Source organism: Chromobacterium sp. S0633, from assembly GCF_024158805.1.
Classification (GTDB): Bacteria; Pseudomonadota; Gammaproteobacteria; order Burkholderiales; family Chromobacteriaceae; genus Chromobacterium.
The window spans coordinates 61,154-80,726 of the sequence record NZ_JAMZGH010000025.1 but is presented as its reverse complement, the minus strand read 5'-3'; the positions used below and the strand labels follow the sequence as shown (position 1 = coordinate 80,726).

Genomic DNA, 19,573 nt, shown 5'->3' with positions numbered 1-19,573 from the left:
GCTTGCGCGGCTTTTTTTACGCCCTTTTTTCGGTGAAAAACAGGGTAAAAATACCAATGTTGTAATTATGGTTTAAATTGAGTGTTTTATTTTAAACTGAATTCTCATGACGATGGCTATTCTATATGATTTGAAATGCGCATCTGAATATTGATGCGACATTATTAATGTCTTGGATAGCGTCATGATAAAAACAGCTTCGCTCAGCGGCGTGCGCGCACTGAGTCTTTCCGTGATGGCGGCCGCCTTATTGGCCGGTTGCGTCAGCGATTCCGAAAAAACAGCGGTCAGCCAGCCGGCGCCGCAGGCCAATCTTCCTCAGGCCGGCCACTCCTCGCATTCTCCGGCTTTGTCGGAGAAACCGTCTTATCCGCACGGCCTGCCGCCCGGCGCGCCGGCCGACGGCGCCGGTCCCGGCGCCAAGCCGCAAGGTCCGATGCAGCAGACCGGCGCGCGCCGCGCCAAGGAGGCCGCGGCCGGGCCGCAGTACGCCGCCTGCGAGGAGGCCAAGCTGGGCCAGTTGTCCGGCGCGGCGCTGGCGCGCTATGTCGCCAGCGTGCAGGGCACGTGCATGAACCGCCTGTTCCAGGCGGACGCCTTCAGCTACCGGGTGGTGTCGCCGGCGAATATGCGGGAAGTGGCGGCCGAGGCCCGCGCCCGCGCGCAAAGCTGGGACGGCAAGAGCGCCAACGGCTTGTGGCCGCTGGCGGTGTTCCTGAAAGCCGGCTACTTCACCCAGTACAGCCACGCCGCGGAAGTGGGCGATTACGGCCGTCCGGTGGACGAGCCGGTGATGCAGGCGGTGAGCGCGCTGGCGGAAAACCCGGCGCTGTGGAGCGAGCCGGTGCGCGACGGCAGCGGCGACCACGACGCCTGGTATCTCGCGACCGATCTGCGTCAGTCGGTGGCGGAAACCATGATTCTGGCGGATTCGGTGCGCAAGCAGGAATACGCGCTGCCGCTGCTGCAGCGCTTCTTCGGCCGCTACAACGCCGCGGCTAAGAACAACTGGGCGCGCATCGCGCTGCATCCGATGCAGACCACCCTGTTCAATATGCATTACACCGAGGGCTTCGCCGACAAGGCGGGCGCCGGTCAACTGGACGCGCTGGCGACCAGCCTGGCAGGGCTGACCCGCGCCGGACAGCCGGCCTTCGCCGACGAACAGATGTATCTGAACACCGTGCGCGAAACCGGCCGTTTCATGCAATACCCGCGCACCGCCAAACTGGCGGAAGACGCGGTGGCCGGCCTGCTGGGCGGCGAGAAGTTCGGCGCTTCGTGGGCGGAAGCGGTGTACGCCTTGAAGAAGCTGGGCAAGGTGCCGTGCGAGCGCTACGGCATCTGCCAGGCGGAACAGGAGCTGAAAACGCATCTGTTCCCGCATAGCTGGAGCTTCGACAACGGCAATCTGGTGTTCGAAACCCCGCTGGCGCTGGCCGAAGTGGAGCCGCTGTACTACGCGATGAAGCAGGTGCAGGCGCAATTGGGCCGGGTCAGCGGCATCAGCCAGCCGGTGAACGGCGACACCAACGCCAAATTGCGCATGGTGATCTACGGCAGCAAGACCGCCTACCAGCGCTTCCAGGGCCTGCTCAATGAATTGTCCACCGACAACGGCGGCATTTACATCGAAAAGGACGGCACCTTCTACACCTTCCAGCGCGAAGTGCCGCGCGAGAGCTATCTGAGCCTGGAAGAACTGGTGCGCCACGAGTACGTGCACTATCTGTCCGGCCGCTTCATCCAGCCGGGCATGTGGGGCAGCTCGGACTTCTACCGCGACGACCGCCGCATGGCCTGGTACGACGAGGGCTTCGCCGAATTCATGGCCTGGAGCACGTCGCGCGACGGCATCAAGGTGCGCGGCCACGTGGTGGACGTGGTGGCCAACGGCTGGCCGCAAAGCTATCTGGAACCGTCCCGCATCATGCGTTCCAGCTATAGCGACGGTTGGGACTTCTACAGCCATTCCGCCTTGTGGTTCTACTACCTGAACCAGCAACAACCGGGCCGCATCGCCGAGATCCTGGCCTCGCTGCGCGCCGACGACGTCAAGCGCTTTGATGCCCTGGTGGCGGAAATGGGCCGCGACGCCGGTCTGGTGCAGGGCTTCCACGATTATGTGGGCCGCCAGGTGGAGGCGCAGCGCGCCGGTCAACTGGGCAATACCTCGACCGAGCGGGGCGTGGACTGGCTGAAACAGGCGGAGTGGCAGGCCGGCGAGATCGGCGCGATCGAGGGCGCGATGCGCCGTCATCTGCCGGTGGCGTGCCGCGTCTGGGCCGACGGCGAACGCAGCGCTCTGCGCCGCTTCGAATGCGACGGCGTCTTGTCCTTGCGCTCCGGCACCGCCACCATGGCGCGCCAGGAGCTGGACAAGACCCTGGACTCCGCCTTGCAGAACCTGCTGCGCGGCAGCGGCATCAACAATATGATGGCGCTCAACTGCGCGGCCACCGACTACGACTTCAAGGCCAAGCGCGCGGCGCTGCGCTGCGAAGGCCCGCTGGGTCCGGCCGCGTCGCAGCCGTCGAAGCCGGGCGGCGGCGACGCCCAGCTGGGTTTGGCCAAGCTCAGCTATTCCAGCCCTGTGCGCTGCCTGCGCGGCCAGCTGCAAGGCGTGGGCGAGCCGGACGGCTATAGCCTGGTGAGCGGTCCCAAGCTGGGCCGCGCCGTCATGGCCGACCACGGCGCCTTCAACTACCGCCGTGATCAGGATCAGCCAGGCGTGGCCGACCAGATCACCGTGCGCGTGCGCAAGGGCGCGCAAACGCGGGACGTGGTGGTGCAGTTGCTGGCGACGCCGGTGAATATGTCGGACGAGGCGTGCTGGGCCCGCGCCGGTTGAGGCGTGTCTGAGGCATGAATGAAAAGAGCCGGGAGATTCCCGGCTCTTTTTGTTTTAGAGCGCTTGAACCTGGCCCAGGTCCGGCCGCTCCAGCCACGCCATGAAGGCGTCGCCCAGCCTTTGACTCTCGGCGGTGGCCTGGCGCCAGACTTGCTGACGCTGCGCGTCCCGGCCCAGGTAGCGGTGGAAGTCGTTGCGGTCCGGCAGTTTGCCGCCGGGCAGGCGCGCCAGGTAGTCGCGCGACGGCGAGATCAGCACGGTGTTGGCGTGGTGGGCCGGATTGGACCGGCGCCAGGGCAGGAATTTGTCGAACCAGCCGGGCACGATGCGCTCGGTGAAATGAGGGTAGAGCACGATGTCGTCGCCCTGGGCGAAGGGAAAGTCCAAGTGGTAGTCGGTCAGGCCTCCGTCGCGATAAGTGGCCGCCGGCGCGCCCGGCAACTGTACGCCGTTGAGCACGCCAGGAATGGCGATGGTGCCCATCAGCGCGGCATCCAGGTTGTCCATTCCCAGCGGTTGGCACAGCGTAGGGATGTCGTCCGCGGGCTTGAAGCGCAAGTCGCTGCGCGGGTCGTGGCAGATCACCCGGCTGAAGGCGTGGCGCAGCAGGCCGCGGGACACGGCGTTGAGCGCGGCGCTCAGCGCCAGGCCGCCCAGCAGCGCCGCGCGCGCCTCGCTGGCGAGCAGGCCGTGGGAACGCACCAGCAACAGGCTAAGCTGATAGTGAGGGTGATCGATCAGCGCGCCGCGCGCCTCGGGCGGCAGCACCTCGTCCAGCATCAGGCGGGTCTGGCGGGTGATGTCGGCCACGCCGATCTTGGCCGCGTAGGTTTCAGCGGTGTAGCGCTCCGCTAGCCGGGCCAGCGCCTGACGCGGTTCGGCCTGCATCGCGCAGGCGAAGCGCCAGCCGCCGATGGAGGCGCCGACCAGCTCGCGCCGACGCGGGCTGCGGTTCAGCCATTCGAACACCGCCTGGTCCAGGCCGGTGATGCCTATCGCCTTGGGGCCGCCGGCGGCGCCGGGCAGGGTGGCCACGCTGGCGGCGGGCAGGCCCTGGCGCGCCAGCAGCTTGCGGGCGTGCGCGCCGGCCTTGATCACGAGAGGCGGGTAGGGAATATGAATGGCGGGCATGGTGTTTTATTCTGGGCTGGGGTTGGCCAGCGCGGGGCGGTTTTTGGTATCCTGCTGGGTTTCGATATTCATTCGCATCGGGCGGCGCGGCCGCCTTCAGGAGCACAGTCATGATACCCGTAAGCCAACTGACCGACTATCTGCGCGAGCAGAGCCTGGATCTGGATCGCACCGAGCTGCAGATCGCGGTGCTGACCCTGTCCGCGGTGTTGAACGCGGACAAGCCGGCGGCGCGGCAGGATTTGTACCGCTACCGGGTGCCCAAATTGAGCGAGGACGGCAGTTGCTCCTTGTTCGAGGAACTGGCCGACGAGCCTTACGACCTGGCGCCGCTGTTCGGCGGCGAAAGTCCGGAGGCGACGGCGGCCCTGCGCAATCTGCTGGCGCTGGTGGAGTCGGTAAACCTCAAGGTGGGCGCGGACTGGCTGGGCGTGTATCGCAAGATAGGCAAGGGCCAGCAGGCCAAGCTGGTCAAGCTGGCTTATCAGGGCGTGCCCAGCCGCGCGGAGTTTCCTTTGACCGAGGCATTCGCCGAGTACAGCAACAACAGCCGGGTGGGCCTGACCGGCTGGGCGGTGCTGATCGAGGACGTCAAAGCCTGGCGCGCCGAGGGCGGCGGCTATTACGAGTGCGACCCCAAGGTGATGAGCGAGGTCTGCCTGCCGGTGCTGGGTCAGGACGACAATGTGCTGGGCATTCTGGACGCCGAGGCGTCCAGCGCCGGTTTCTTCACGCCGGAGCGGCTGGTGTGGCTGGCCGCGTTGGCCATTGTGCTGGCCGAGCCTTTCGCCGCCTTGCCGCTGGCGCTTGAAAATCCGGAAGCCGACCACAGTTAATAAAGATTATCGCGCGCGGATTCAGGCGCGTTCATCAGGTTTAGCGGAGAAACAATGTCATTGCCTGCTGTCGAGCTCAGCGCTGATGAGCCGAGGATGGAGTACATCGCCAGTTGCAAGCTGCCCACCCCCTGGGGTGAGTTCACCATGCATGGTTTTGAGGAAGTGGGGGGGCGCGAGCACGTCGCGCTGACCCTGGGCACGATAGACGACGGCGAGCCGGTGCTGTCGCGCCTGCATTCGGAGTGCCTGACCGGCGACGCGCTGTTTTCACTGCGCTGCGACTGCGGCTTCCAACTGGAGGCGGCCTTGTCCGCCATCGCCGCCGAAGGCCGCGGCGCCCTGCTGTATCTGCGTCAGGAAGGCCGCGGCATCGGCCTGATCAACAAGATCCGCGCCTACCAGCTGCAGGACGGCGGCGCGGATACCGTGGAAGCCAACGAGCGGCTGGGCTTTCCCGCCGACATGCGCGACTTCCGCATCGCCCGTCATATGCTGGACCAGCTGGGCGTGTCGCGGGTGCGGGTGATGACCAATAATCCGCGCAAGATCGAAACCCTGCGCAATGCCGGCATCGATGTGGTGGAACGGGTGCCGCTGGAAGTGGGACGCAATCCGCACAACGACCGTTATCTGGACACCAAGGCCAGCAAGTTGGGCCATATGTTGTTCAAGTGAGCGGCTGCGCCGGAACGGCGCAGTCGGGGGGATGTGCGAGCGGGAGCCGACAGGCTCCCGTTTTTCATGCCAGCGCCGCGCAGAGCGCTGTCCAGCGGGCGGCCAGCTCGTCCGCCGCCAACGCGGCGGGAAAGGCCAGCCGGCGGCGCGCGGCGGCGATCTCGTAATCGATGCCGTGGCAGTCGGCCCCCAGCAAGCGGACACCGGCGGGCAAGGGGGCGCTCTGCGTCAGCAGCTCCGCCTCTTGTTCCGGCTCCAGCGTCGGGCCGCCCAGCCACTGCTCGGCCTCCAGCCAGCCCATGCGGCCGAAGCCTTCGATATAGCGCAGCCGTTGCGGCTGCAATCGGTAGAAGGCGAAGTCCAGCTGCAGCCAGTCTTCGGCCTCCGGCTGGTAGCGCAGATGGCGCGCCAGTTCCAGCGGCGTGGGTTGGAAGGCTTCCATATCGCCCAGCAGGGTCAGGCGCGCGCCGCTCTGACTGGACGCCGCCGCCGGGTCCAGCAAGGCCACGCTGCAGCGCGGATCGGCTTGCAGATTCTTGCTGTGCTCGGCCAGCGCGCTGAGGCAGAGCGTGGGGCGGTGGCGCAGGTCGGGCACGCAGGGTATCGGCGTGGCGTAGGGATAGCCGGCCAGTTGAGTGCTGTGGGTGGCCAGGCTGGCGTGGACACAGCGGTGCAGCAGATGGACGGCGGCTGAGGGCGGGATTTTCATGTTTGGTTTCCGGCGCGAAGTGGGCCCATCTTAGCCGCCGCCGCCGCCGGGCGCAAAAAAGCCCCGGAGGACCGGGGCTCAAGGCGAGAGAGCGCTGCTTTAAAAACCGGGGGTCCGCGCGATGAAGGCGTTCAGATTGGCGATGTTCAGGCTGCCCCAGCCGGTGGTGTAGTCCCAGCCCTTGGCGGCGCTGTAGGCACCGTTGCTGCCGCTGGTGACGTCGTGGTACAGCGCGGGGTTGGCCTTGAAGTATTTGTAGATCGACGGCGCCGGCGAGTGGATGTTGTTGCCGTTGGCCGACTCTATCCGCGCCCAGAAGCCGGTGAACAAGGGCGCCGCCAGACTGGTGCCGCCGATCTGCGAAGTGCCGCCGTTGACCAGGACCAGCGCGCCGCTATTGGGGTCGGCGTCGAAGGAGACGTCGGGCACGCCGCGCTTGGTCTTGGAAATGGTCAGCACGCCGGCGCTGCTTTGCCAGGCCGGAGCGTTCTCGGTATAGCTGGGGCCGCCGCCGCCGCCGTTCCAGGTGCTTTCCGACAGATACGCGGTTTTGCCGCTGGTGGACAGGGTGGTGCCACCCACCGCGATCACGTAGGGCGACACCGCCGGGTAGCTCTGGCGCGCGGTGCGGCCGCCGCACTCGTAGGAGCCGGAGTCGCCGGTGGACACCGAGAAGGTCTGACCCTGGGCCACCGCCGCCTGGAAGATCTGGTCGGCGCTGGCGGTCATGCCGTCGCTCTGGGCGCTGGTCTCGCATTCGCCCAGCGAAACGTTGACCACCTTGGCCGTGCCGTCGCTGACCGCGGCGTTGAAGGCGGCGGTGATGTCGGCGTTGGTCATCGACGGCGCCACGTAGAAGTTCATCTGCTGCACCGCGCCGCCGGCGGCGGCGAGGATGTCCTGGCTGTCCAGGTTCCATTCCTCGGTGCCGGAGGTGTCGCTGCTGGGCGTGCCGCTATTGATCACCGAGGTGGCCACCGCGCCGTAGCCTGCGCCGCTGGCGAAGTCCTGCAGATCGCTCAGCGTCTGGCTCAGGTCGCCTTCGGCGATGATGCCGACGGTGGTGTTGCTGGCCGGCGGCAGGCTGTTCGCGTTGTAGATGGACGGGAAGTCGGTGGGAGCGTGGCCGCTGACGCTGGTCGTCTTGAAGGCCTGCGGCGTCGGATGGCGCAGCGCGGTGTGGAATTGATGCACGTTCTGCAGGCCGTGGACCGCCAGCACGATGTCGGCCAGCGCGCCGGGCACCTGGGCGTTGGCGACATTGGCGAAGGCCTGGCGGCCATTGATGTCGTAGCGGTGCAGCGAGGTCTGGAAGCCGGCCTTGACCGTGGCGGCGCTGCCGTCGGCGGTGATCAGCAGCCGGTTGGGCGCCACCTTGATGTTGCGGAAGCCGCTGGCCTGCAAGTGTTTGACCACGGTTTGCGCCTGGGCCTCGGTGGGGGAGAACTGGCTCAGAAACTCGGCCTTGCTCAGGTAGCGCTTGCTGCGGCCTTGAAGGATGTCCTGGGTCAGCGCGTCCAGCTGCGCCTTGTTGCGCACTTTCAGCGCCACCGCGACGTGGACGCTCTGGCCGGCGGCGACTTCGCCGCTGTCTTGCGCCTGCGGGGTCAGCGTCTGTACCGGGTGAGCCAGGGTGTTGGTGGATTGCCAGTTGAGGTTTGCTGCTTGCGCCGCGATGCTGAAGAAAGCGGCGGACACCAGTGCGGCCGTGTATTGCTTGGCAAACATTCACTTCTCCTCTGAAGAAGTACCGCGCGGGCCTGCGCTTGGGCAGGGCCCTTGGACCGGGCTTGTAGTCGCTCGACGGCGCGCCTTTGGTCCAGGTTGGTTGCCCTTGGTGCGGAAGGGCTGCTCCCGATGGGGAACGCTGAATGTGTAATCCCAAATCTCAATCGATGACAAGTAAATTATTGATCAGCGTCAAATCTGTATGCAAAACGCAAAAAAATGACAATGGCAATGCTTTTTTCTGATTGATCTAATGAGTATGCCTGATGGTTTGCGGCTTGCGTTTTGGGTCTATTCAAGACCTGGTGCGCAAGATAGGGGTAGGCGGGGAAGCGCTTTGCTCATGAGCGGCATGAGTATTTCGAAGAGTCGCCGCCATGGCCGCAAACGCTTTGTCTGGCGCCTGCCCGCCTGGCGTTAAACGGGCGCTTACAGCCGTAGCGCGGCCAGCAAGGCGTTTTCCAGCGCCAGCACGGTTTTGTCGTCGCTAAGACCGGGGCCGGAGATCAGGAAGGAGTCCTCGGCGCGGCTGCCCAAGGTCATGATCTTGGCGGATTGCACATTCATCCGGTAGTCGGACAGCACTTTGGCGATGCGGGCCAGCAGGCCGGGGCGGTCGCCGGCGACGATGGACAGCACGTAGAAGCTGGCCTTGTCGTCCGGGCGGATCAGGATTTGCGGCGTGATCGGGAAGTGCTTGAGGTGGCGGCTGATGCGGCCGGAGGCGGGCAAGCTCAGTTCGCCCTCCTGGCGCAGGCATTCGGCCAGTTCGAACTCGATGAAATTGATCATGTCGCGGTAATCGCCGTCATGATGCTCGGGCACGAAGACGTGGAAGGTGTCCAGCGCGTAGCCGTGGCGGGTGGTGTAGACCTTGGCGTCGGCGATGCTGTAGTGGGTGCGGCCGAAGAAGGCGCAGGCGCGGGCGAACAGTTCCGGCCGGTCCCGGGTGTAGATCAGCACCTGTATGCCCTCGTGGTCGTCGGACAGCCGGGCGCGGACCAGGGGCTGCTCGGCGTGGACGAAGCGGTTGAGCAGGCGCGCGTGCCAGGCGATCTCCTTGGCCTCGTGGCGCAGGAAGTAAACAGTGTCCAGCTCCTGCCACAGCGCGGCCTCCACGCCGCCGGGTACCGCGTGCAAACGCAGCAGCGCCTGGGCCTGGTGTTTGCGTTCCTCCAGCTCCGAGGCGACGTCCAGCTGGCCGCCGCGCACCAGTTGGCGCATCGCCGCGTGGTAAAGGTCTTCCAGCAGCTTGGCTTTCCACGCGTTCCAGACTTTGGGGCTGGTGCCGCGGATATCGGCCACGGTGAGCAGGTAGAGCGCGGTCAGCCGGCGCGGCGTGCCGACCAGCTCGGCGAAGCGGCGCACGGTTTCCGGGTCGTAGATATCCTGCTTCTGCGCCACGCTGGACATGGTCAGATGTTGGCCCACCAGCCAGGCCACCAGCTCGCCGTCCTCGGCCGGCAAGCCGTGCTGGCGGCAAAAGTCCGCCGCGTCCACCGTGCCCAGCGCCGAATGATCGCCGCCGCGGCCCTTGGCGATGTCGTGGAACAAGCCGGCCAGATACAGGGTTTCCGGGCGTTCGAAGTCGTTGATCAGCCGGGACATCAGCGGGTATTCGTGGGTGAAGGCGCTGCTGGCGAAGCGGCGCAGATTGCGCACCACCATCAGAATGTGCTCGTCCACGGTGTAGACGTGGAACAGATCGTGCTGCATCTGGCCGACGATGTGGCCGAAATTGGGCAGGTAGCGGCCCAGCACCCCGTATAGATTCATCCGCCGCAGGCAGCGCGTCAGCCCGTTGGGCTCGCGGAACAGTTGCAGGAACAGCTCGCGGTTGCGCGGGTTGTTGCGGAAGCGCTCGTTGATGTGGCTGCGCGCGTGCCACAGCGCGCGCAACATGCGCGGCGCGAAGCCGCTCAGTTCCGGGTTGCGCTGCAGCATCAGAAAAGCTTCCAGGATGGCGGACGGGTATTTTTCGAACACGTCCGGCTGGCGGATGCCCAGCATGCCGTTGACCGAGTAGAAGCGTTCGTTCAGGTTCTGAGTGACGCGCGGCACTTGCGAATAAATCCGGCCGCGCAGATTGGGCAGCAGGATGCCGTTGAGCTGGTTGACGGTCTTGGCGGCGCGGTAATACAGCTGCATCGCCTGTTCGCTGGCGCGTTTGGCCGGCGTGTCCTGCAGGCCCAGCGCCTGGCCCAGCTGTTGTTGCAGATCGAAGATCAGCCTGTCCTCGCGCCGGCGCGCCAGCAAGTGCAGTTCGATGCGCAGGCCCAGCAATTGGCGTTCGCTGTGCTTGATCAGGCGCGCTTCGGCCAGGGTCAGGATGCCGCGGCGCACCAGCGCGTCCCAATTGTCGCCCAGGCCTATGGCCTTGCTGATCCACAGAATGGTGTGCAGATCGCGCAGCCCGCCTGGGCTTTCCTTGATATTGGGTTCCAGATTGTTGCCGACGCCGAAGTGGCGGGTGTGGCGCTGCTGTTGCTCCTGGGTCTTGCCCTCGAAAAAGGCCAGCGGGTCGCGTTGGCGGTCCAGCAGCGCGCTCATGCGCCGCCAGGGCGCGGCGTCGCCGGCGATCAGCCGGTTTTCCAGCAGATTGGTCTCAATGGTGATGTCGCCGCGGGCCTCGGTCAGGCATTCCTCGACGGTGCGCACGCTGTGGCCGATTTCCAGGCCCACGTCCCACAGCAGGCTGATGAAGGCGCCTACGCGTTCGCCCAGCTCCGGCGACGGCGGCTGGTCCAGCAGCACCAGCAGGTCGATGTCGGAATAGGGGAAGAGCTGGCCGCGGCCGTAGCCGCCCACCGCGATCAGGCTGGCGGCGCCGTCCAGGCCGGACTGCGCCCACAGCGCCTGCAGCGCGGCGTCCACGGTCTGGCTGTGCCGTTTCAGATATTCCTGGGGATTGCGCTGCTGCCGGTATTGCTCGGCCAGCGCCTGACGTTTGCCGGCCAGCTCCTGGCGCATGCGGGCGAGGGATTCCGCGGCCGGCGAACTCATGTCAGCGCCTTTCCTGTCTGGCGATGATGGCGACGCCGGCCACCAGGAACAGCAAGGTGGGCAGGGTGGCGGACAGGATGGGGTTCCAGTCGTACAACAGGCCCAGATGGCCGAACAGGCGATTCACGAAGTGAAAGGCGATGCCCAGGCAGATGCCGCCGAACAGACGGATGCCCAGCTGGCCGTGGCGGCGCTGCTGCGGGGTGAAGGCCAGGGCCACCAGCGCCATCGAGATGCAGGCCAGCGGATAGAACAGCTTGCTCCACAAGGCGATTTCGTAGCGCTGGGTTTGCTGTTTATTGCTGCGCAAATGCTCCAGATAGGTCAGCAGCGCGCTGGCCGACATCTGTTCCGGCACCACCAGCAGCACGGACAGGATTTCCGGCTCGACGATGGATTTCCAGGACAGCTCGGGGTAATGACGGCTGACGGCCTGGTCCGCGGTCAGCGTGGTTTCGCGCACATTGATCAGCCGCCATTGCTGCTCGTCTTTGGAGAAGGAGCCGCGTTCGGCGTAACGGGTGCGCACCAGGCGGAAATTATCGTCGTAGGTGTAGATGCGCACGCCCAGCAGCGAGGTGTCCGGCAGCATTTCATGGACGTTGATGAAGTTCTGATTGTCCTTGACCCAGATGCCGGAACGGAACTCCTGCGCCACCATGGAGTGGGTGGCGGACAGCTTCAGGCTCTGCGCCTGCTGGCCGGTGCGCGGCGCCACCACCTCGCCCAGCAGCACGGTGAGCAGGGCGAAGCCGAGGCCGAATTTCAACAGCGTGGCGGCGATTTGCGGCAGGGTCACGCCGCTGGTGCGTATCACCGTGTATTCGCTGTTGGTGGCCAGCTGGGTCATCGCCACCATGCCGCCGATCAAGACCGCCAGCGGCATCAGTTCATAGGCGTGGCCGGGCATCAGCAGCGCGACATAGCCCAGCATCTTGCCCAGGGTGTAACTGCCCTTGCCCAGATTGGGCACCTCGGCCAGCAGGTCGAAGAAGCCGTACAGGCCCAGCAGGGCCAGCAGGGTGAACAAGGTCGCCTGGCTCAGGGTGGCGACGATGTAGCGATGAATCAGTTTCATGACGGGATCAGGATTTCCGGAACAGCAGGGACAAGGCCTGGCCGATGGGACGGGCCGGGCGGTTGCGGTAGCTCAATAGCGCCAGCGCCAGCGCCAGCATGGCCAGATGCACCAGAAGCACCAGCCAGACGCCGGCCTTGCCCTGGGCCACCCAGTTGCGGGCCACGGTCAGTCCGTTCTGATAAACGAAGAAAACCAGCAGCGACAGCAAGAGATTGTAGGTCTGGCCGCTGCGCGGGTTGAAATAGGACATCGGAATCGCCAGCAGCGCCAGGATCACGCAGCTGATCGGCATCGACAGCCGCCAGGCCAGCTCGGCGCGGTAGTCGGCGGAGTCCTGGCTCAACAGCTGGGCGGTGGGAATGGCCTGGCGATTGCCGGACGGGCCCGGCATCTGCTGGCTTTCGCCGATGCCGGCGGTGTAGCGCTGGAATTCCGCCACCTCGTAGTTGGCGCTGCCGGGTTCGCCGACGTAGCGTTGGCCGTGTTCCAGCACCACCACGCGCTCGCCGTCCGGCTTAGTGGTAATAAAACCGGATTTGGCGAAAATCGTCGCCACTTTGCCGTCGGTGATTTCCTGCATGAAAATATTGGTGGCCGCGCCGTGCTCGCCGGAGTAGTTCTCGATGAAATACACCTTGTTGGACGAGGCCGATTCCTTGAACACGCCGGGAGAGATCGCGGAAACCTCCTCGCGGCGTTTGATCTGTTCTGCATAGTCCTGGCTGCGCTGGTCGGCCCAGGGGCCGATGAACAGGGTGACGCCGGCGATCAGCACCGCCAGCGGCAGGGTGAAGCGCATCACCGGCCACACCCAATTGCTCAGAGACAGGCCGGAACTGAGCCAGACCACCATCTCGTGATCGCGCCAAATACGGGTCAACACCACTAAAATGGTGGCGAAAACCGTCAAAATCATCAATACCGGGAAAAAGCCCAGCGTAGTGAAGCCAAGCACCGCGGCAACGGCCTCGTTGGCCATCTGTCCTTCGGCCGCGCGGCCCAGCAGATTGACTGCCTGAGTGGAAACGATAATCGCCAGGAGCACGATGAAAACGCCTAAAGCGCTCAAAGTCAGCTCGCGAGTCAGGCTTTTTTGAAAAACCATTTATTCAGTGCCTTTTTGACTTTTCATGAAAAGCATTGTGATAATTCCGGGGACCATCCAGAAACGTCAAAAACGGACGATTTCGGAATCAACAACAAAATCCGTCTTCACCGGAAGGCCGGGCCGTCAGGATTCTACCCGCGCATCGACGGCCGGTTAAGAGGTGGAGCTACAGACACTCGCTCTACACGGGAGTTCTCAATGGAATTTAACATAAAAAGCGGCAGTCCGGAAAAGCAACGGGTAGCTTGCGTTATCGTCGGCGTGTACGAATCCCGCAAGCTGACCTTCGCCGCGGACCTGCTGGATCGCATCTCCAACGGCTTCATCAGCGACGTGCTGCGTCACGGCGATATGGAGGGCAAACTGGGCAGCACGCTGGTGCTGCATTCGGTGCCGCACACCCTGTGCGACCGGGTGATGCTGGTGGGCCTGGGCAAGGAGCGGGAGTTCCGCGCCAAGGAATACCGCGAGGCGGTGCGCGCCTCGGTCAAGGCCTTGACCCAGACTTCGGCGGTGGAGGCGGTCAGCTACCTGAGCGAACTGACAGTCAAGAAACACGACGTCGAGTGGATGATAGAACAGGCGGCGGTGGTGACGCTGGACGCCTTGTACCGTTTCGACCGCTTCAAGAGCAAGGTGGACGAATCGGTGCGCGAGCCGCGCAAACTGACGCTGGCGGTGCCGCGCCGCAGCGATCTCGCCGACGGCGAAAAAGGCCTGCAGCGCGGCCTGGCCATCGGCAGCGGCATGAAGCTGGCCAAGGACCTGGGCAATCTGCCGGGCAATGTCTGCACCCCCAGCTATCTGGGCGAAGAAGCGCGTCAGATGGCCGCGGCCTTCGGCGCCGACGCTGAAATCCTGGGCCCCAAGGACATCGCGGAACTGGGCATGGGCTCCTTCCTGTCCGTGGCCAAGGGTAGCGTGGAAGAGGCTCGCCTGATCGTGCTGCGCCATCACGGCGCCAAGGACAAGGGTGACAAGCCCATCGTGATGGTGGGCAAGGGCATTACCTTCGATTCCGGCGGCATCTCGCTGAAACCGGGCGAGGGCATGGACGAGATGAAGTACGATATGTGCGGCGCGGCCACCGTGCTGGGCGCTTTCCGCGCCGCGGTGGAAATGAACCTGCCGCTGAACCTGGTTGCCATCGTGCCCACTTGCGAGAACATGCCCAACGGCAACGCGCTGAAGCCGGGCGACATCGTCACCTCGATGTCCGGCCAGACCATCGAGATTCTGAACACCGACGCCGAGGGCCGGCTGATCCTGTGCGACGCGCTGACCTACGCCGAGCGCTTCGACCCGGCCACCGTGATCGATGTGGCCACGCTGACCGGCGCCTGCGTGATCGCGCTGGGCCATATCGCCACCGCGCTGTACAGCAATCAGGACAGCCTGGCGCGCGAACTGCTGGCCGCCGGCGAGGAAGTGGCCGACCGTGCTTGGCATATGCCGTTGTGGGACGAGTACCAGGACATGCTGAAGAGCCCGTTCGCCGACATGGCGAACATCGGCGGCCGTCCGGGCGGCAGCATCACCGCGGCCTGCTTCCTGTCGCGCTACGCCAAAGCATACGACTGGGCGCATCTGGACATCGCCGGCACCGCCTGGAAGGGTGGCAAGGACAAGGGCGCCACCGCGCGTCCGGTGCCTTTGCTGGTGCAGTTCCTGCAAGACCGCGCCGACATCGCGCTGGGCAATGTGGTGCGCCGCGGCCGTCCGCGCCGCGAAACCCCTGAAACGGTGGACGATGAGCAGGATTGATTTTTACACCAAAGTGGCCGACCCGCAGGGCTTCGCCTGCCTGCTGGCGGCCACGGTGATGCGCAAGGGGGAGAGGCTGCTGATCTGGTTCGACAGCGAGCAGCAGCTCGACACCTTCAGCCGGCAGCTGTGGAGCTTCGGCGATACCCGCTTCGTGCCGCACTGCAGGCTGGGCGCCGACGAGGCGGCGGACACGCCGATCTGGCTGACCGCCCGCCTGCCGGACGCGCTGGAGCACCCGGTATTGTTGAACCTGGGTTCGAATTTGCCGGAGCGGATGGAGCGCTTTGATCGTATTCTGGAAATAGTCGGACGCGACGAAGCGTCGCTGGAGACGGCGCGCCTGCGGTTCAAGGCGTATCGCGAGCGCGGTTATGCAATCGAACATCACGACATGAGCAATAAGTGACCATGAGCGAGCCGTCAAAGCCCAAAGAGCCTGACTGGTCCGGCCTCAACCTGCCGGTGTTGACCGAGGTGGTGGATGAGTCGCAAGTGCCTACCTTGGGCGACGAAGTCATCGACATCCCCGATTTTGATTTCTCCAGCGAACTGGACGCGCTGGCCGACCAGTTGGGCGAGCCGCCGCAGGACCTGCCCGCCGAACTGGAAATTCCCGAACTGAGCCTGGAGGAGCTGATCGCCGCTCCCGTTCCCGGCGAAGAGCCTTTGCTGGACCTGGCTTCGCTGCCGTCGCTGGATCTGGACGACATGCCGGCCTCCGAACTGGGCATCGAGCAAGTGCTGCCCGGCTGGAACCCCGCCGCGGCCTTGCCGGAGGCGGCGCTGCCAGCGGCGGAAGCCGGCGATTTCGAATTTTCGCTGCAGCCGGCCGGCGAGGAGCCGCCGGCGGAGGCTTTGGCCGACGAGTCCGCGTCCATCGCGGAAGAGCCGCCGGCCGCGGCGCCTGCTCCGGCGCTCGATGCCGTGCCGCTAGTCGCCGAGGCTGAGCCGGCAATGGCCGCCGTGTCTGCGGCCGCCGAACCGGAGCCCGTTGGCATCGAGATTCCGGACGCGGAGGCGCCGACCGCCGTACCGCCCGCGCCGGATGTCGGCGTGGCCGAGACGCTGATCGAGCCGCCCGCGCCGACGCCTTTCACTTCCATTTCCTTGGATAGCCTGCCCACCGGCGTGCTGGGCGGCGGAGTCGGGCCGGAAACCCAGGTGGACAGCTTGCTGCCGAATTGGCCGGAGAGCCCGGCGGAGGAAGCCGCCCCCGTCTGGCCGGAACCCGCCGAGGCCCCGTCCGCCGGCGCGCCGGCGGACGATCTGGAACAATTTGCGCCGCTCCAGGGCGAGAGCGCCGTCGAAGCGCCGCCCGAGATGGATGTGCTGCCTGTGCCGGCGTTTGACGTCGCGCCGGCCGTAGCGCCCGAAGCGGTGTTTGAACCGGCGGTGGCGCTTCCCGATGCGATGATTTCGCCGGAGTCCGCCGTCGCCGCGGCGCTTGCCGCGCCGGGAGAGGAGCCCTTGCTGGCCGAGATCGACCAGGCGCTGGCGGGCTTGCAGACGGAGCCTGTCTTGGCGATGCCGGAGGCCGTTGAGGCGGAGGCGCATGAGCCTCCGGCTGAGACGGAAGCGCCAATGATGGACGCCGCGTTTGCCGAAGCGGCGGCAGAGCCGGTGTTGGACGAGGCGCTGGAACCGCAAGTGGCCGAGCTGGAAGCCCCGCATCTGGGCGCTGGGTTTGCCGAGCCGGTGGAGGCCGAAGCGGTAGCCGAGCCTGTGCTGGACGAGGCGTTGGAGCCGCAAGCCGCCGAGTTGGAAGTCCCGCATCTGGACGCTGAATTTGCCGAGCCGGCGGAAGCCGAAGCGGTAGCCGAGCCTGTGCTGGACGAGGCGCTGGAGTCGCAAGCTGCCGAACTGGAAGCCCCGCAGCTGGACGCTGGGTTTGCCGAGCCGGCGGAAGCCGAAGCGGTAGCAGAGCCTGTGCTGGACGAGGCGTTGGAGCCGCAAGCCGCCGAGTCGGAAGTCCCGCAGCTGGACGCTGCGTTTGCCGAGTCGGCGGAAGTTGAAGCGGTAGCCGAGCCTGTGCTGGATGAGGCGCTGGAACCGCAAGTCGCCGAGTTGGACGTTCCGCAGCTGGACGCTGAGTTTGCCGAGCCGGCGAAAGTCGAAGCGGTAGCCACGCCTGTGCTGGACGAGGCATTGGAGCCGCAAGCCGCCGAGTTGGAAGTCCCGCAACTGGACGCTGGGTTTGCCGAGCTGGCGGAGGCCGAAGCGGTAGCCGAGCCTGTGCTGGACGAGGCGCTGGAGTTGCAAGCCGCCGAGTCGGAAGTCCCGCAACTGGACGCTGTGTTTGCCGAGCCGGCGGAAGCCGAAGCGGTGGCCGAGCCTGAGTTGGGCGAGGTGCTGGAGCCGCAAGCTGCCGAACCGGAAGTTCCGCAGCTGGATGTTGCGTTTGCCGAGCCGGTGGAAGCCGAAGCGGTAGCCACGCCTGTGCTGGACGAGGCGTTGGAGCCGCAAGCCGCCGAGTTGGAAGTCTCGCAGCTAGACGCTGGGTTTGCCGAGCCGGCGGAAGTCGAAGCGGTAGCCGAGCCTGTGCTGGATGAGGCGCTGGAGTTGCAAGCTGCCGAACCGGAAGCCCCGCATCTGGACGCTGCGTTTGCCGAGCCGGCGGAAGTCGAAGCGGTAGCCGAGCCTGTGTTGGACGAGGCGCTGGAGCCGCAAGCCGCCGAGTTGGACGTCCCGCATCTGGACGCTGTGTTTGCCGAGTCGGCGGAAGTTGAAGCGGTAGCCGAGCCTGTGCTGGACGAGGCGCTGGAGTCGCAAGCCGCGGAACCGGAAGTCCCGCAACTGGACGCTGCGTTCGCCGAGCCGGCAATGCCCTTGGCGGACGCCGAGCCCGAGTCCTTGGCCCTGGCCGAGGGCGAGATTCCCGAACTGACGGTGCTGGAGTCCGAGCCCGAGACCGAGACGGATGGGATGGGGGCCGCGGAGTTGGCGGCGGGAGCCGGGGCGCTGGCGGCCGCGGGCCTGGCGCTGGCTGCCGGCGCGGCGTCGTCGGGAGAACCCGAGCGGGAAGCCGTTTCCGACGCGCCGCCGGCGCGCGGCGTGGAAGTCTTGAAAGTGTCCGAGGTGGCTTCGGCCGCCGCGGCCGCCGCGATGATGGCGCCTCAGGCGGTGAATGCGCCGCCGGGCACGGTGGCGGTGATAGACGAGCAGGCCTTGTTGCAGTCCATGTACGAGAAAATGCTGCCGCGGATGAAGGTGGAGTTGTCCTTGTGGTTGCAGGACGCTTTGGAGTTGCAGGCCAAGCAGATGTTGTCCGGCGTGATGCATCAGCTCAAGGAGGATTACGAGATGTTGTTCGGCGAGGCCTTGAAGGAGAGCTTGCGCCAGACCATCAATTCTTTGGGCAAGATTGAAAAGGATGGGAAACGCGATGAGTGATAGGTTATCGCATATCGTCACCCGCACCGGCGACGACGGCAGCACCGGCCTGGGCGACGGCAGCAGGGTGGGCAAGGACAGCTTGCGCATTTGCGCGCTGGGCGAGGTGGACGAATTGAACTCGGTGCTGGGCGTGTTGCTGGCGGAGACCTTGCCGGACGAGGTCAGGACCTGGCTGTCCGAGGCGCAGCACGATTTGTTCGACCTGGGCTCGGAGCTGGCGGTGCCCGGCTACAGCGCCTTGGGCGCCGAGCACGTGCAGGCGCTGGAGGCCGTGGTGGCCTTCCTCAACGAGGATTTGCCGCCGCTGAAGGAGTTCATCCTGCCCGGCGGCTGCCGGGCGGCGGCGCTGTCGCACCAGGCGCGTTCGGCATGCCGCCGCGCCGAGCGCGCGGTGGTGGCGCTGGCGCAGCGGGAGACGGTGTCCGACGCCGCGCGCCGTTATCTGAACCGTCTGTCCGATCTGCTGTTCGTGATGTCGCGTTATCTGAACCGTCAGGCCGGCGAGCCGGACGTGCTGTGGCGACCGGGGCGCAAAACCGGAGAGGCCTGAGAGGCTGTTCGATGTCTGCTGCGCGTCGGCGGGATGGTCCGAGCGGCGATCCGGCAAGAAAAACGGCAATCCGCATGGATTGCCGTTTTTTTTCAGTGAGGAGGCCTCAGGCCACTTCCGAAACCCGCGGACGGTAGGTGCTGTTCTGCAGCAGGGACTGGGTGGTCTGGTACTGAGTGACCGCCAGCTGGCCGCTGGCGTTCTGCTGTTGGGAACGGGCCACCGCGTTGTTCGCGTTGTTGTTGGTCTGATTGGTCTGCTGTTCCGCCTGATTGTTGGCGGCTTGCTGCTCATTGGCCGCCGGCACCGTGTTCGGGCGCGGCGGCGTCGCCGGCGGGGCGCTGGCGGCGCGATTGGCGCTGGCCGCTTCCGCCGCGCGCTGTTGAGCCCGCGGGGTGTCGTTGGCCGCGGCGGCCGGCGCGGCGGAGCTGGCCAGGGCGGCGGTTTGCGCCTGTTCCTGGCTGACCCTTTGCTGCTCGCCGTTGCGGGTTTGCGCGGCATTGGTCTGCGCGGTGTTCAGCTGGCGTTGCAGCTGCTGTTCAACCCGCGCGGTGTCGGGGTTCTGCCGGACCGCGGCCTGGCTGACGTTTTGCTGGGAAACCGCAGGAGTGGCGGACCGCGGTTCTTCCAGCGTCTTTTGCTCAGGCCGCGTGTTCTGCAGCGATTGCAATTGCTGCAGAGAGTTGAGGCTGCCTATGCTGCCGGTGCTTGCCATATCGCTCTCTCCAAACCGTGGGT

14 protein-coding genes are annotated in these 19,573 nt (G+C 65.6%); 7 read left to right on the top strand and 7 right to left on the bottom strand.

The annotated features are described in order from the left end of the window. The first annotated feature begins 184 nt into the window (after positions 1–184). On the top strand, positions 185–2,851 hold the full coding sequence (locus tag NK214_RS15630) for a collagenase (protein ID WP_235089022.1): 2,667 nt from the start codon (positions 185–187) through the stop codon (positions 2,849–2,851). Positions 2,852–2,905: 54 nt separating this feature from the next. Here NK214_RS15630 and NK214_RS15625 read toward each other — a convergent pair whose 3' ends face one another. Next, positions 2,906–3,982 carry a hypothetical protein gene (locus NK214_RS15625; RefSeq protein WP_235089021.1) on the bottom strand — a complete coding sequence of 359 codons (1,077 nt, stop codon included), beginning with the start codon at positions 3,980–3,982 and terminating at the stop codon, positions 2,906–2,908. Between the two features lie 110 nt (positions 3,983–4,092). Here NK214_RS15625 and NK214_RS15620 point away from each other — a divergent pair, with 110 nt between their 5' ends. Both NK214_RS15620 and ribA read left to right on the top strand, forming a co-directional pair. Continuing rightward, entirely contained in the window at positions 4,093–4,818 is a 726-nt protein-coding gene (locus NK214_RS15620) for a GAF domain-containing protein (RefSeq protein ID WP_253314942.1), read from the top strand. A 96-nt stretch (positions 4,819–4,914) separates the two neighbouring features. After that, positions 4,915–5,496, top strand: a complete 582-nt coding sequence (gene ribA, locus NK214_RS15615; RefSeq protein WP_107798750.1) for a GTP cyclohydrolase II — start codon at positions 4,915–4,917, stop codon at positions 5,494–5,496. Between the two features lie 64 nt (positions 5,497–5,560). Here ribA and NK214_RS15610 read toward each other — a convergent pair whose 3' ends face one another. The 5 genes from NK214_RS15610 to lptF form a co-directional block, all read right to left on the bottom strand. Continuing rightward, positions 5,561–6,205, bottom strand: a complete 645-nt coding sequence (locus NK214_RS15610) for a HugZ family protein (protein ID WP_253314941.1) — start codon at positions 6,203–6,205, stop codon at positions 5,561–5,563. Positions 6,206–6,304: 99 nt separating this feature from the next. Then, the gene (locus tag NK214_RS15605) at positions 6,305–7,933 is read right to left on the bottom strand and encodes a protease pro-enzyme activation domain-containing protein (RefSeq protein ID WP_107798752.1); all 1,629 of its coding nucleotides are present in this window, start codon (positions 7,931–7,933) and stop codon (positions 6,305–6,307) included. Positions 7,934–8,362: 429 nt separating this feature from the next. Continuing rightward, positions 8,363–10,936: a [protein-PII] uridylyltransferase gene (locus tag NK214_RS15600; protein WP_227103596.1), complete on the bottom strand. Its 2,574-nt coding sequence runs from the start codon at positions 10,934–10,936 to the stop codon at positions 8,363–8,365. A gap of 1 nt (position 10,937) precedes the next feature. Beyond that, positions 10,938–12,014 carry an LPS export ABC transporter permease LptG gene (gene lptG / locus NK214_RS15595; protein WP_253314940.1) on the bottom strand — a complete coding sequence of 359 codons (1,077 nt, stop codon included), beginning with the start codon at positions 12,012–12,014 and terminating at the stop codon, positions 10,938–10,940. A gap of 7 nt (positions 12,015–12,021) precedes the next feature. After that, on the bottom strand, positions 12,022–13,122 hold the full coding sequence (lptF, locus tag NK214_RS15590) for an LPS export ABC transporter permease LptF (RefSeq protein ID WP_107798755.1): 1,101 nt from the start codon (positions 13,120–13,122) through the stop codon (positions 12,022–12,024). Positions 13,123–13,323: 201 nt separating this feature from the next. On the opposite strand from lptF, the gene NK214_RS15585 reads away from it, so the two are divergent. The 4 genes from NK214_RS15585 to NK214_RS15570 are packed head-to-tail and all read left to right on the top strand — an operon-like array spanning position 13,324 to position 18,835. Continuing rightward, positions 13,324–14,889, top strand: coding sequence for a leucyl aminopeptidase (locus tag NK214_RS15585; RefSeq protein ID WP_107798756.1), 1,566 nt, complete (start codon positions 13,324–13,326; stop codon positions 14,887–14,889). Then, positions 14,876–15,298 (top strand): DNA polymerase III subunit chi, encoded by a 423-nt coding sequence (locus tag NK214_RS15580; RefSeq protein WP_048412222.1) that lies wholly within the window; start codon positions 14,876–14,878, stop codon positions 15,296–15,298. Before NK214_RS15585 ends, NK214_RS15580 begins: the two co-directional genes overlap by 14 nt. A gap of 2 nt (positions 15,299–15,300) precedes the next feature. Beyond that, positions 15,301–18,282, top strand: coding sequence for a hypothetical protein (locus NK214_RS15575; RefSeq protein ID WP_253314938.1), 2,982 nt, complete (start codon positions 15,301–15,303; stop codon positions 18,280–18,282). Continuing rightward, entirely contained in the window at positions 18,275–18,835 is a 561-nt protein-coding gene (locus NK214_RS15570) for a cob(I)yrinic acid a,c-diamide adenosyltransferase (protein WP_253314937.1), read from the top strand. The genes NK214_RS15575 and NK214_RS15570 overlap by 8 nt, the downstream gene beginning before the upstream one ends. A 106-nt stretch (positions 18,836–18,941) precedes the next feature. Here the strand turns inward: NK214_RS15570 and NK214_RS15565 are convergent, their stop codons facing one another. After that, positions 18,942–19,550 (bottom strand): hypothetical protein, encoded by a 609-nt coding sequence (locus NK214_RS15565; RefSeq protein WP_107798759.1) that lies wholly within the window; start codon positions 19,548–19,550, stop codon positions 18,942–18,944. Between the last annotated feature and the right edge of the window lie 23 nt (positions 19,551–19,573).

Excerpts from the sequence above, each read along its gene's own strand:
- lptG (WP_253314940.1), bottom strand. The coding sequence starts at position 12,014 with ATGAAACTGATTCATCGCTACATCGTCGCCACCCTGAGCCAGGCGACC.
- NK214_RS15630 (WP_235089022.1), top strand. The coding sequence starts at position 185 with ATGATAAAAACAGCTTCGCTCAGCGGCGTGCGCGCACTGAGTCTTTCC.
- NK214_RS15575 (WP_253314938.1), top strand. The coding sequence starts at position 15,301 with ATGAGCGAGCCGTCAAAGCCCAAAGAGCCTGACTGGTCCGGCCTCAAC.
- NK214_RS15565 (WP_107798759.1), bottom strand. The coding sequence starts at position 19,550 with ATGGCAAGCACCGGCAGCATAGGCAGCCTCAACTCTCTGCAGCAATTG.
- NK214_RS15620 (WP_253314942.1), top strand. The coding sequence starts at position 4,093 with ATGATACCCGTAAGCCAACTGACCGACTATCTGCGCGAGCAGAGCCTG.
- NK214_RS15625 (WP_235089021.1), bottom strand. The coding sequence starts at position 3,982 with ATGCCCGCCATTCATATTCCCTACCCGCCTCTCGTGATCAAGGCCGGC.
- NK214_RS15580 (WP_048412222.1), top strand. The coding sequence starts at position 14,876 with ATGAGCAGGATTGATTTTTACACCAAAGTGGCCGACCCGCAGGGCTTC.
- NK214_RS15610 (WP_253314941.1), bottom strand. The coding sequence starts at position 6,205 with ATGAAAATCCCGCCCTCAGCCGCCGTCCATCTGCTGCACCGCTGTGTC.
- NK214_RS15605 (WP_107798752.1), bottom strand. The coding sequence starts at position 7,933 with ATGTTTGCCAAGCAATACACGGCCGCACTGGTGTCCGCCGCTTTCTTC.
- ribA (WP_107798750.1), top strand. The coding sequence starts at position 4,915 with ATGGAGTACATCGCCAGTTGCAAGCTGCCCACCCCCTGGGGTGAGTTC.
- NK214_RS15570 (WP_253314937.1), top strand. The coding sequence starts at position 18,275 with ATGAGTGATAGGTTATCGCATATCGTCACCCGCACCGGCGACGACGGC.
- NK214_RS15585 (WP_107798756.1), top strand. The coding sequence starts at position 13,324 with ATGGAATTTAACATAAAAAGCGGCAGTCCGGAAAAGCAACGGGTAGCT.
- NK214_RS15600 (WP_227103596.1), bottom strand. The coding sequence starts at position 10,936 with ATGAGTTCGCCGGCCGCGGAATCCCTCGCCCGCATGCGCCAGGAGCTG.
- lptF (WP_107798755.1), bottom strand. The coding sequence starts at position 13,122 with ATGGTTTTTCAAAAAAGCCTGACTCGCGAGCTGACTTTGAGCGCTTTA.